This is a genomic window from Streptomyces tanashiensis (genome assembly GCF_014648895.1).
Classification (GTDB): Bacteria; Actinomycetota; Actinomycetes; order Streptomycetales; family Streptomycetaceae; genus Streptomyces; species Streptomyces tanashiensis.
In genome coordinates, this window is the sequence record NZ_BMRZ01000003.1 from 64964 (window position 1) to 77154 (window position 12191).

8 protein-coding genes are annotated in these 12191 nt (G+C 72.8%); 6 read left to right on the forward strand and 2 right to left on the reverse strand.

Annotated features, from left to right (window positions below; all coding sequences use genetic code 11):
• The first annotated feature begins 1 nt into the window (after position 1).
• The 3 genes from kdpA to IE237_RS10980 are packed head-to-tail and all read left to right on the forward strand — an operon-like array spanning position 2 to position 4420.
• On the forward strand, positions 2-1666 hold the full coding sequence (gene kdpA, locus IE237_RS10970; RefSeq protein WP_189801718.1) for a potassium-transporting ATPase subunit KdpA: 1665 nt from the start codon (positions 2-4) through the stop codon (positions 1664-1666).
• Positions 1663-3768, forward strand: a complete 2106-nt coding sequence (gene kdpB / locus IE237_RS10975) for a potassium-transporting ATPase subunit KdpB (RefSeq protein ID WP_189801719.1) — start codon at positions 1663-1665, stop codon at positions 3766-3768. The genes kdpA and kdpB overlap by 4 nt, the downstream gene beginning before the upstream one ends.
• Position 3769: 1 nt before the next feature.
• The gene (locus IE237_RS10980; RefSeq protein WP_189801720.1) at positions 3770-4420 is read left to right on the forward strand and encodes a potassium-transporting ATPase subunit C; all 651 of its coding nucleotides are present in this window, start codon (positions 3770-3772) and stop codon (positions 4418-4420) included.
• On the opposite strand, the gene IE237_RS10985 is transcribed toward IE237_RS10980, so the two are convergent.
• Positions 4414-5559 carry a winged helix DNA-binding domain-containing protein gene (locus IE237_RS10985; protein WP_189801721.1) on the reverse strand — a complete coding sequence of 382 codons (1146 nt, stop codon included), beginning with the start codon at positions 5557-5559 and terminating at the stop codon, positions 4414-4416. The genes IE237_RS10980 and IE237_RS10985 overlap by 7 nt on opposite strands.
• A 109-nt stretch (positions 5560-5668) precedes the next feature.
• On the opposite strand from IE237_RS10985, the gene IE237_RS10990 reads away from it, so the two are divergent.
• Both IE237_RS10990 and IE237_RS10995 read left to right on the forward strand, forming a co-directional pair.
• Entirely contained in the window at positions 5669-7252 is a 1584-nt protein-coding gene (locus IE237_RS10990) for a DUF2079 domain-containing protein (protein ID WP_229842579.1), read from the forward strand.
• A 189-nt stretch (positions 7253-7441) separates the two neighbouring features.
• Positions 7442-8782, forward strand: a complete 1341-nt coding sequence (locus IE237_RS10995; RefSeq protein ID WP_189801723.1) for an esterase-like activity of phytase family protein — start codon at positions 7442-7444, stop codon at positions 8780-8782.
• 28 nt (positions 8783-8810) lie between these two features.
• On the opposite strand, the gene IE237_RS11000 is transcribed toward IE237_RS10995, so the two are convergent.
• A complete protein-coding gene (locus IE237_RS11000; RefSeq protein ID WP_229842587.1) occupies positions 8811-10385 on the reverse strand; it encodes an IucA/IucC family protein in 1575 nt (524 codons plus the stop codon).
• A 73-nt stretch (positions 10386-10458) separates the two neighbouring features.
• Here IE237_RS11000 and IE237_RS11005 point away from each other — a divergent pair, with 73 nt between their 5' ends.
• A complete protein-coding gene (locus tag IE237_RS11005; RefSeq protein ID WP_189801725.1) occupies positions 10459-12189 on the forward strand; it encodes an IucA/IucC family protein in 1731 nt (576 codons plus the stop codon).
• Positions 12190-12191: the final 2 nt, after the last annotated feature.

Consider the following 12191-nt stretch of genomic DNA (forward strand, 5'->3'; position numbering starts at 1 on the left):
CGTGAGTCCCGTTCTCGCTGGAGTCCTCCAGCTTCTGGCGCTGATCGTCGCTCTGGGTCTGTCGTACCGGCCGCTGGGTGACCACATGGCGAAGGTGTACTCCTCGGAGAAGCACCTGCGGCCGGAGAAGTGGATCTACCAGGCGATCGGTGCGAACCCGAGCGTGGAGATGCGCTGGCCGGCCTATCTGCGGGGGGTGCTGGCCTTCTCCGCGGTGAGTGTTCTCTTTCTCTACCTGTTGCAGCGCGTGCAGGGCTCGCTTCCCGGCTCGCTCGGGTTCGTGTCGATCGACCCGGACCAGGCCTTCAACACGGCCGCTTCCTTCGTGGCGAACACGAACTGGCAGTCGTACTACGGCGAGCAGGCGATGGGTCATGTCGTGCAGACCGGTGGTCTGGCGGTGCAGAACTTCGTGTCGGCGGCCGTCGGCATCGCGGTCGCGGTGGCTCTCGTCCGGGGCTTCGCCCGGTCGCGTACGGGTGAGCTGGGCAACTTCTGGGCCGACCTGGTCCGGGGCACGGTCCGCATCCTGCTCCCGATCTCGGTGATCGGTGCGCTGGTGCTGGTGGCGTGCGGTGCGATCCAGAACTTCTCCGGGATCCACGAGGTCGGCCAGTTCACCGGTGGCAGCCAGCAGTGGAACGGTGGTGCGGTGGCCTCGCAGGAGGTCATCAAGGAGCTGGGTACGAACGGCGGCGGTTACTTCAACGCCAATTCGTCCCACCCCTTCGAGAACCCCAACGGGCTCTCCAACCTCTTCGAGATCTACCTGATCCTGGTGATCCCGTTCGCGCTGACGCGGACGTTCGGCCGGATGGTCGGCTCGCTCAGGCAGGGTTACGCGATCCTGGGCACGATGGCCGCGATCTGGGTGGGGTTCACGGCGCTGATGATGTGGACCGAGTTCGCGCACAACGGCCCGGCGTTCGACCTGGCCGGCGGCGCGATGGAGGGCAAGGAGACCCGGTTCGGGATCGGCGGCTCCTCGCTCTTCGCCGTGGCCACGACGCTCACGTCGACGGGTGCGGTGAACTCCTTCCACTCCTCGTACACCGGTTTCGGCGGCGGGATCACGATGCTGGGCATGCAGCTCGGCGAGATCGCGCCCGGCGGTGTCGGCTCCGGCCTCTACGGCATGCTGATCATGGCGATCATCGCGGTGTTCATCGCCGGTCTGATGGTCGGCCGCACCCCGGAGTACCTGGGCAAGAAGATCGGCACCCGCGAGATCAAGTTCGCCGCCCTCTACATCCTCATCACCCCCGCGCTGGTGCTGTGCTTCACGGCGGCCTCGTTCGTCCTGGACACCCCGCAGCACTCGATGACCAACTCCGGCGCGCACGGTTTCTCCGAGATCCTCTACGCGTACACGTCGGGGGCGAACAACAACGGTTCGGCGTTCGCGGGTCTGAACGCGGACACGCAGTGGTTCAACACCACGATCGGTATCGCGATGCTGCTGGGCCGGTTCCTGCCGATGGTGTTCGTCCTCGCGCTGGCGGGTTCGCTGGCGGAGCAGACGCCGGTGCCGGAGACGGCGGGCACGCTGCGGACGGAGAAGCCGCTGTTCACGGGCCTGCTGGTCGGCACGATCCTGATCATCACCGGTCTCACCTACTTCCCGGCCCTCGCCCTGGGACCGCTCGCCGAAGGACTCGCAGCATGAGCACCCTCACTCCCACCAGGCCCCCGCAGTCCGGGGCGCCCACCGACCGGCCCGCCGAGACCGGACGCGTCGGCGGCGGGCTGTTCGACCCCAAGCAGCTGGTCAAGTCCTTCCCGGACGCGGTCAGGAAGCTCGACCCGCGCGTGATGATCAAGTCGCCGGTCATGTTCGTGGTGCTCGTCGGTTCGGTCGTCACCACGGTGCTGGCCGTGAAGAACCCGGGGGACTGGTTCGGCTGGGCGATCACCGCCTGGCTGTGGCTGACCACGATCTTCGCCAACCTCGCGGAGGCGGTCGCCGAAGGCCGCGGCAAGGCCCAGGCCGACACCCTTCGCAAGGCGAAGACCGACACGGTCGCCCGCCGGATCATCGGCACGAACGAGGAGCGGGTGCCCGGCACCGAGCTGCGCGTCGGTGACCTGGTGGTCTGCGAGGCCGGCGACATCATCCCGGGCGACGGTGACGTCGTCGAAGGCGTTGCGAGCGTCGACGAGTCCGCGATCACCGGCGAGTCCGCGCCCGTGATCCGGGAGTCCGGCGGCGACCGGTGCGCGGTCACGGGCGGCACGAAGGTGCTCTCGGACCGGGTCGTCATCAAGATCACGACGAAGCCGGGCGAGACGTTCATCGACCGGATGATCAACCTGGTCGAGGGCGCGGCCCGGCAGAAGACCCCGAACGAGATCGCCCTCAACATCCTCCTGGCGTCCCTCACCATCGTCTTCCTGCTCGCCGTGGTCACGCTGAAGCCGTTCGCGATCTACGCGGGCGCCGACAAGCAGACCTCGATGATCGTCCTGACGGCTCTCCTTGTCTGTCTGATCCCGACGACCATCGGTGCGCTGCTCTCCGCGATCGGCATCGCCGGCATGGACCGGCTGGTCCAGCGCAACGTCCTCGCGATGTCGGGCCGTGCGGTCGAGGCCGCCGGTGACGTCTCCACGCTGCTACTCGACAAGACGGGCACGATCACGCTCGGCAACCGCCAGGCCTCCGAGTTCGTCCCGGTCAAGGGCACGACGGCCGCCGAGGTCGCCGACGCGGCCCAGCTGTCCTCGCTCGCCGACGAGACCCCCGAGGGCCGCTCGATCGTGGTCCTCGCCAAGGAGAAGTACGGCCTTCGCGAGCGCCACCAGGGCGAGCTGGCGGGTGCCGAGTGGGTCGCCTTCACCGCCCAGACCCGTATGTCGGGTGTGGACGTGGACGGGCGCAAGGTCCGCAAGGGGGCGACCGGTTCGGTCGTGACCTGGGTGAAGGAGAACGGCGGGCATGTCGCCGAGGACGCGCAGGTACTCACCGACGCCATTTCCCAGGCTGGTGGCACGCCGCTCCTCGTGGCTGTTCAGGACGGCAAGGGTGCGCGTGTCCTGGGTGTCATCCACCTGAAGGACGTGGTGAAGGAGGGCATGCGGGAGCGGTTCGACGAGCTGCGCCGCATGGGCATCAAGACGGTCATGATCACGGGTGACAACCCCCTGACCGCGAAGGCCATCGCGGAGGAGGCCGGTGTCGACGACTTCCTCGCCGAGGCCACGCCCGAGGACAAGATGGCCCTCATCAAGCGCGAGCAGGCCGGCGGAAAGCTGGTCGCGATGACCGGCGACGGCACCAACGACGCCCCCGCGCTGGCGCAGGCCGATGTCGGTGTCGCGATGAACACGGGCACGTCGGCCGCGAAGGAGGCCGGCAACATGGTCGACCTCGACTCCAACCCGACCAAGCTCATCGAGATCGTCGAGATCGGCAAGCAACTCCTCATCACCCGAGGCGCGTTGACGACCTTCTCGATCGCCAACGACGTGGCGAAGTACTTCGCGATCATCCCCGCGATGTTCGCCGTCGCCTACCCCTCGCTGGACAAGCTCAACATCATGGGCCTGGCCTCGCCCGAGTCCGCGATCCTGTCCGCCGTCATCTTCAACGCCCTGATCATCGTCGCCCTCGTGCCGCTCGCCCTCAAGGGCGTGCGCTACCGGCCCTCCAGCGCCGACTCGATGCTGCGACGCAACCTCGGCCTCTACGGACTCGGCGGCCTGGTCGCCCCGTTCGTCGGCATCAAGATCATCGACCTGCTCCTCTCCCTCATCCCCGGAATCGGCTGACATGAACAACTCGGTAGGAAACACCGGCCGTGTGCTCTGGGCGGGCCTGCGCGCCCTCCTCGTCCTCACCGTGATCTGCGGCGTCCTCTACCCCCTCGCCGTCACCGGCATCGCCCAGGTGGCGTTCCCCGGCAAGGCGAACGGCTCCGAGATCAAGGACGGGAGCGGGAAGGTCGTCGGCTCCGAGCTCGTCGGCCAGACCTACCTGGCCGGCGACAAGCCGGACCGGAAGTGGTTCCAGCCCCGCCCCTCCAACGGCCTGGGCGCCAACAGCGTCAACACCCGGTACAAGCTGATCCTCTCCGGCGCCACCAACCGCTCCGGTGACAACGAGGACCTGATCGCCTGGGTCAAGGACGCCAAGGCGGCGGTGGTGAAGGACAACTCCGTGAAGGGCTACACGGTCGAGCCCTCCGACGTCCCCGCCGACGCCGTCACCTCCTCCGGCTCCGGCCTCGACCCGCACATCTCCCCGGAGTACGCGAAGATCCAGATCCACCGCGTCGCCGAGAGGAACCACCTCACCGTCGCCCAGGTCGACAAGCTCGTCGCCGACCACACCGACGACCGCATCCTCGGCTTCATCGGCGAACCCCGCGTCAACGTCCTCCGGCTCAACCTCGCGCTGCGGGCACTGACGGAGCGTCAGTAGGCCAGAACCCGGGACTCGACCGTCGGCAGCCCCTTGACCCACCAGTGGTCGTAGCGGCGGTAGACGTGCGGGTCCCGGGCCGCGAGGAGCCGTCCGAGCGACGCGGCCTCGGCCTCCAGGGCCTCCCAGGCGGCGGCGGGCAGCGGGTGGAAGGCCGAGGCCTCGATCCCGCCGTCGACCGGCCGCCAGACCCCGGCCACGTATCCGTCGACGAGGAGCGTCGGGAGCGTGTCCCCGTTCACGCGGATGACGTGCTTGCGGTACGCGGGAGGGATGATCCGGCTGCGGTCCGCGTAGGCGAGGAGGACGCTGTCCCACATCGCCATCAGCCGGGGCGGCGCCGGGACGTCCTCCTCGGGCCGAGGCGCCCCCGGTACGTCGTACAGCACCGTGCCGTCGTCCCCCTCCAGGCGGTCGAGACCGTCCTCCAGGGTCTTCACCGCCTCCCGGACCAGGCGGCGCGGGGCCGTCGTGAACTGCGCCATGTCCGGTACGGACGCGGGCCCGAAGCCCTCCAGGTAGCGCCGGAGCAGCGCGGCCAGACCGGCGGCGGACGCCTCCGGGTCGCCGAGCACCGGCCGTTCGCTCGCCGTGACGAAGGACTGCGCGGTCCCGAACGACCACGGCAGGCCCGTCGGCGCGTGCCACAGCGGCGCGTACTGCCGCACCATCCGCCAGACGACGGCCTCCACCGGCCCGCCCCGGCCCTTCTCGATGTGCTCGCGCAGCTCGGCCCCGGTCCGCGCGCTCCCGGCGTACGCGAGGAGGCCGGGCAGCAGCGCGTCGGCGTCGGCGGCCGTGAACCCCGCCGCCGTGAACCGCGGATCGTGCAGCCGCGAACCGCGCAGCGTCGGCTCCATGCCCTCCCGGAAGGCCCGGTAGTCCTCGGCGTGCACCAGGTGCAGCGTGAGCCGCATCAGCGTCGACCTGACCAACTCGTACCCGCTCACCGCCCCGTCGAGGTGCTCCGGGTCGAAGCCGGCGACCCGGTTCCACAGCGCCACGTAGGGCGAGCCGGGGTGCTGCGCCTGGAGGCCCACCACCCGTCGCACCGCGTCCGCGACACCGAGCGGCGCCCGCTCCAGGAGCAACTGGCGTTGGAGAGTGGACCGGTTGAGGGCGCGCGCGGTGAGGACCATGCCGCGATTCTGCCTCCCGTCCCGCGCGGACACGCACCGTAGGGTCGTGGCCATGGGGAATGCGCCGCCACACATATCGACCCGCCCGCCCGGCGAGGAGACCGGCCGTGTGCCGAGCCCGCGCCCGTCGGGGGAGCGGGACACGGCGGCGGTCTCCGGGGCGCCGGGCGCGAGGGACCGGCACCGGGGCATCGGCCTCACCGCCCTCTGCTTCCTCGTCTGCGCCGCACTCGGCCTGCAGTCCTGGACGGCCCTGCGGGCCACGGGCTTCGACCTCGGCATCTTCGACCAGGCCGTGCGGGCGTACGCGCACTTCGAACTGCCGAGGTCGCCGATCAAGAACGTCCACCACGAGTTCCCGCCCGGCTTCTCGCTCCTCGGCGACCACTTCACGCCCGCGCTCGCCCTCCTCGCACCGCTGTACTGGCTGTGGGACGACCCGAGGACGCTGATCCTCGCGCAGGCCGCGCTGTTCGCGGCGGGCGTGCCGGTGGTCCGCCGCATCGCCCGGCACGCCTTCGCGGACGCGGCTCCGCTCGTCGCGCGCCGGGCCGCCGACCTCGGCGGACTGGTGTACGCGCTCGGCTGGCCGCTCCTCAACTCCGCCTACAACGGCTTCCACGAGGCCGCGTTCGCGGTGCCGTTCACCCTCCTCATGCTGGAGCGGGGAATGGCCCACCGGTACGGCGCCACCGCCTTCTGGGCGGCCCTGCTGTGCACGGCCAAGGAGGACATGGGCCTCGTCGTCGGCGCGTACGGCCTCGTCCTCGCGGTCCGCGCCCACCGCGCCGGCCACCGGACGGGCCGCGCCACGGGCGCCGTACTCGCCCTCGCCGGGCCGCTGCTGTCCGCCCTCGTGATCACCTGGTTCCTGCCGGCGATGGGCGGACCCGAGGGCTACTACTGGTCGTACGGGAGCCTCGGCGCCGACCCGGCAGACGCCCTGGCCCACGTCCTCACCGCTCCCTGGGTACTGCTCCAGGCCGCCGTGACCCCCTTCGTCAAGGTCGCCATGGTGGCCTGGATCCTCGGCACCCTCGCGCTGCTCCCGCTCGGCTCCCCGACCTTCCTGCTCGCCGTCCCCCTCCTCGCGGAACGCGTCCTCTCCGACAACCCCAACCACTGGCCGGTGATCAACCACTACGACGCCTTCCTGTGGCCGATCCTGCTCACCGCGGCCCTGGAGACGCTGGCGAGGCTGCACGCGCGCCGTGGAATCCGCCCCTGGGCGGTCACCGCGGTCGCCCTCTCCTCCGCGGCGGCCGTCGTCCTCGGCCTCGGACTCCTCGTCCGCCCGGACTTCTGGCGGCCCTCCCCGGACAAGCGCCCCCTCGCCACGGCCGCCGCCCTCATCCCCGACGGCGCCACGGTGGAGGCCGACAACACCGTCGCGCCCCGCCTGACCGCCCGTACGGACGTGGTCATCGCCGACCGCACCCCACGCGGCGCCGACTGGGTCCTCCTCCGGGTGAACGACCGCACCTTCCCCTTCGCCTCCACCGAGGAACAGCGACAGCGCGTCGCACTCCTCCTCGCCCACGGCTACACGAAGGTCTGGCACCGGGACGGCACGGTCCTCCTCCACCGCACCACCCCCACCCCCGTCCCCGGCGCGCACCGCCCGGGCCCGGACAGCACCCCGGTCAGGGAGGCCGTCCCGGACGACGTGGGCGCGAACCTGCTGCTCCGGTGAGGCCCCTCGCCCCCCGTCCCGCGCGGTCCCCGGCGCCCGGCAGGCCTTGTCCGGTTCCCGACGCCGCCGGACCGCGCGTTCACCCAGGGCTCGCCCCGATGTCGCGGACGCGTCGCCCCGTGTTGCGCGAAGGACCGGACCATGAGGCCGCCCTCACCGGCGACTTTCCATGTCCTCCAGGGAGTTCAGATGAATCCGCGCCTCCTGCGCCGGCCCGCCCTCCTCGTCCTGCCGCTGTCCGCCGCGCTCGCGTGCTCGGTCGTCGTGGGCACGGCCGACGCCACCCCGGCGCACCACGGCGGCCCCGCCGCCCGGGTCGTCTCCACCTCGACCCTGCCCGACATCCCGCTGGCCGCCTTCAGCAACGCCCTGCTGCCGGGCAGCGTCGCCGACGACCGGGGCGTCGACCTCGGCGGCATCGGCAGCGACCTCTACCCGGCCGGGCGGCGCGGCGAGTACTGGACCGTCACCGACCGGGGCCCCAACGGCCAGATCGCCGTCGGCAAGGACAAGCGGCGCACCTTCCCCGTGCCCGGCTTCGACCCGGCCATCGTGAAGATCCGCGCCGTCGGCGGCCGGATCCAGGTCCTGAAGTCCCTCCCGCTCACGACCGCCTCCGGCGCCCCCGTGACCGGCCTGCCGAACCAGCCCGGCCGCGACGAGGCCCCTTACACCTACGACGCCTCCACCCCGCTCGCGTACGACCCGAACGGCCTGGACACCGAGGGCCTCGTCCGGGCCGAGGACGGCAGCTTCTGGCTCGTCGACGAGTACGGCCCCTCGCTCGTGCACGTCTCCGCCGAGGGCCGGGTCCTCGCCCGCCACGTGCCCCGGGGCCTCGGCCTGACCGGAACCGGCTACCCGGTCGTCGAGTCGCTGCCGTCGATCTTCCTCCAGCGCAAGACCAACCGCGGCTTCGAGGGCCTCGCGCTGCTGCCCGGCGGCGACCTCGTCCTCGGCCTGCAGAGCCCGCTGCTCAACCCCGACAAGGTCTCCGGGGAGAACTCCCGCACCACCCGGCTGCTGCGCTTCTCGCCCCGCGAGAACCGGGTCACCGCCGAGTACGCCTACCGCTTCGACGCCGTCGACGTCGTCGAGCCCGGCCAGACCAAGACCTCCGAGCTGAAGCTCTCCGCGCTCGTCGCCGTCGGCGGCGACCGCCTCCTCGTGCAGGAGCGCACCGACAAGGCCGCCCGCCTCTACGAGGTCCGCCTCCGCCGCGGCTCCGACATCCTCGGCACCACCTGGGACACCGCCGCCGGACCCACCCTGGAGCAGCTCGACGACGCGGCCGCCGCCGAGGTGCCGGTGCTCGGCAAGCGGCTCGTGATCGACCTCAACACGGTCGAGGGCGTCCCCGGGAAGATCGAGGGCGTCGCCCTCGAAGGCTCCTCGACGCTCGTCCTGCTCAACGACAACGACTTCGGGATGACGGACGGCCCCGAGGCCTTCGACGCGAACGGGCGGCTCGTCGACAGCGACGTGGACACCACCCTCGTCCGGGTCCGGCTCGGCCGCCCCGTCCGCTGAGCCCGCCGCCGCCGTGCGGGGCCGCGTCTCACGGGGTCTCGCACAGCGGATTGGCCATCGGTGCGTAACGGGCGTCGGCCCCGTCCACGTCGAGCCAGCGCAACAGCAGGTTCGTCTTCGCCGGCACGTGCGGCGAGCCGAGCAGCGCGGCGGTCTCCGCCGGGCCGCCGTGCTCCGCCGCGTACCCGGCGAACACCGCCCGCGCCCGGGGCCACAGTGCACCGGCGAGCTCCGGGTGGCGGTCGGTGAGGGCGCCGGCGATCTCGGAGAGGTTGTTCGTCACCAGGCAGTACACGAGCCGCTCCCAGCCGTGCGCCGCGTCGAGCACCGGAGCGGGCCCCCGTGACGCGTGCCGGTCCAGGAGCGCGCCGTGCCGCTCGGCGACGATCCGTACGCCCTCGTGGTCGCGGAAGATCACCCGCACCGGGAGGCCGGTGCCGTCCACGCCCACGAGGACGTTCTGCAGATGGCACTCCAGGACCAGGCCGTGCGCCCGCCAGGCGTGCAGCACCGGCGGCACCAGCAGGTCGAGGTAGCGCTGCCACCAGACGAGCGCACGCTCCGGGCCCAGCCCGTCGATCGGGTTGCCCGGGAAGCCCTCGCCGATGCCCGCCGCGAGCAGCGGCGTCACCCCGGGCGGCAGGTGCGGGCGCAGACCCTCGCGCGCGATCACCGCGAAGCCCTCGTAGGCGTGCTGCCCGCCGAGGTCGGCGGTGCGATAGCCCCGGTCGGCGAGGAAGGACGCCGTCGGCAGGGAGTCGAAGGCGGGCGCGAGCAGGTCGCCGATCGTCCGCAGCCACAGCAGGTCGCGCAGCTCCAGGCGGCGGTTCCCGTTGGTGATCCGCACGTCCAGGCTGAACTTGCAGAAGAGATCGGCCTCCGGCAGGTACACGGTCCGCACGGAGGAGGTCGCCACGGCCCGTCCCGCCCGCGGCGCCCCGGCGCCCAGCCGCAGCAGCCGCCCGTCGCGGAACGCGGGCAGCTCACCCAGCAGATCCAGCTCCCAGGGGTGGATGGGGAGGACCACGTAGCCGTCGGGGGGAGTGACGCCGAGCGGATCGAGCAGGGACAGGTCGCCGTCCTCCGCGACGACGTCGGCCCGGACACCGAGAAGCTCCAGCGGGAACCGGGCGTACGCCTCCGGCGCGTACGGCAGCCAGCTCTCCGGCGCGCCCGCCCCGCGCGCCTTGGGCGCCGGGTGGTACCGGTGCCCGGCGAGCAGCGCCTGCTCCGACCGCAGATACGCGTCCTCCGGCGGGCACGCGGAGGCCCGCGCGTCGTGCAGCGCCGCGACGACGTCCCTGCTGTCGGTCATCTCGCCGACGACCGTCCTGTTGGTGACGCCGGTGCGCCGGGCGAGCTCGTCGGCGGTCAGCGCCACGAGGGCGTCGAAGGTCAGCGGGAGCCAGCCGCCGTCGGTGCGGACGCAGGGTTCGGTGGGCCGCCGGCCCGCCCGTACCCGCAGCAGCCGGCCGGTCGCCGGGAGCCGGAGGACGGCGTGGTCCGCGTCCCAGGGGGCCTCGGGAGCGGCCACCTCCCGGATCAGGCAGTTGAGGAGGGCGGTCGCCGACAGGGCGTCGGCCCGGCCCTTGGCTTCACTCACGACAGCGCCTTCCACCCGTGCCCCGGCGGGTCGTCCACCGGTAGGGACATCCTGCGCAGGGTAGTGAGCCTTCATGCACTCCGCTCCGGATCACGATACGGGCGCACTCCCCGCGCCGCGCGCCCCCGAGACGGCCCCCGGCGCCGAGGCCTCGACCGCCCGCGAACTGGCGGACGCCGCCCCCCGGCTCCTCGCCGCCTACCACCGGGAACTGCCCCCGGCCCGGGCGGCGGTGCTCGGCCGGCTGTGGCGCGCGCTGCTCCACGAGCCGCTGCCGGGGATCGCCGCGCGCGACGCCCGCACCGGGCGGGTGAAACTCACCGACGGCCGGGTCCTGAGCGGGCCGCCCCGGCTCCCGTACGACCTGGTGGTCCCCGGCGAGGACACGACCGTACGCCTCGACGGCCGCGCCCACGACCGGCCCGCCGCCCTCCTCGCCGAACTCGGCCTGCCGGGCGCCGACGCCCTCCTCGCCGAACTCGACCACAGCGTCGCCTCCCTGGCCCTGTCCAGGGCCGGCGCGGCGCGCGCGGCGTCCGCGCCGGGTGCCGGCTCCCGGTCCGGCGGCGTCGACCCGCTCGCACACATCGAGCAGAGCGTCGTCGACGGGCACCCGTACCACCCCTGCTGCCGCAGCCGCCCCGGCCTCGCGGTGGCCGAGCAGCTCGCGTACGCCCCCGAGCACCGCCCCGTCGTCGGCCTCGACCTGGTGGCGGTCCCGGCCGACCGGTGCCGTGTCGCGGGGGAGTGGCCCGACCGGCTGCGGGACGGCGACCGGCTGCTGCTGCCCGTGCACCCCTGGCAGAGCGCGCACGTCCTGCCGGAGCTCGGCCACCGGCCGTACGTCACCGGGGCGATCCCCGCCCGGCCGCTGATGAGCGTACGGACCCTCGCCCCGCTCGCCGGCGGACCGCACCTGAAGACGGCGCTGACCACACGGATGACCAGCGCGATCCGCGACATCTCGGCGAGCGGCGTCGAGAACAGCGCACCGCTGTCGGCACTCCTCGGCCACGTCGTGGCCGACCTGGCCGACGCCCTGCGGATCACCCGCAACCTCGCCGGCGCCTCCGCGCTCGTACGCGGGGAGCCCAGCGCCGACCTCGCCGTCCTGCTCCGCGAGTCACCGGCCGCCGCCGCCCGCCTGCGGCCCGGCGAGACGATCCTGCCGGTGGCGGCGCTCGCCGCCCGCCCCGCCGGCGACGGACCGCCCCTGATCCGGACGCTCCTGGCCGCCGCCGGCGCCCCGGACGCGGGCGCCGAGTGGCTGGCCGCCTTCGCCGACCTCGCGGTCCCGCCGTTCCTCCGCCTCCTGAGCCGGGGCGTCGCGCCCGCCGCCCACGGGCAGAACCTCCTGGTCGTGCTCGACGCGCACGCCAGCCCCCGGCGCCTGGTCTACCGCGACCTCGCCGACGTCCGCCTGAGCCCGAGCCGCCTCGCCCGGCACGGATTCGACGCCGCTCCCGTCGGCGGGCGGGTGATCGACGACGACCCGGAGGTGCTCCGCACGATGCTCTTCGGGCACCTCTTCGGCACCACCTTCGGCACGCTGGTCTCCGCCCTCGCCGACCGCGACCGGACGGCCGGGACGCGCCTCTGGCGGGTCGTCGCCGCCGCTGCCGGCCGGGCCTGCGACGGCCTCCCCGCGAGCCGGGAGAACCGGGCCGACCGCGCGGCCCTCTTCGCCCCGGAGCTCCGGGTCAAGGCCCTCACCCTGATGCGCCTGCGGGGTGTGGACCGCGACGCGTGGATCCCTCTGCCGAACCCCCTGGCGGATCCACCTCAGAGGAAGTGCACGTCGTAGCG

Bases quoted from the DNA above. Each gene is read 5' to 3' on its own strand.
- kdpB (WP_189801719.1), top strand. From the start codon at position 1,663: ATGAGCACCCTCACTCCCACCAGGCCCCCGCAGTCCGGGGCGCCCACC.
- IE237_RS10980 (WP_189801720.1), top strand. From the start codon at position 3,770: ATGAACAACTCGGTAGGAAACACCGGCCGTGTGCTCTGGGCGGGCCTG.
- IE237_RS10985 (WP_189801721.1), bottom strand. From the start codon at position 5,559: ATGGTCCTCACCGCGCGCGCCCTCAACCGGTCCACTCTCCAACGCCAG.
- IE237_RS10995 (WP_189801723.1), top strand. From the start codon at position 7,442: ATGAATCCGCGCCTCCTGCGCCGGCCCGCCCTCCTCGTCCTGCCGCTG.
- IE237_RS11005 (WP_189801725.1), top strand. From the start codon at position 10,459: ATGCACTCCGCTCCGGATCACGATACGGGCGCACTCCCCGCGCCGCGC.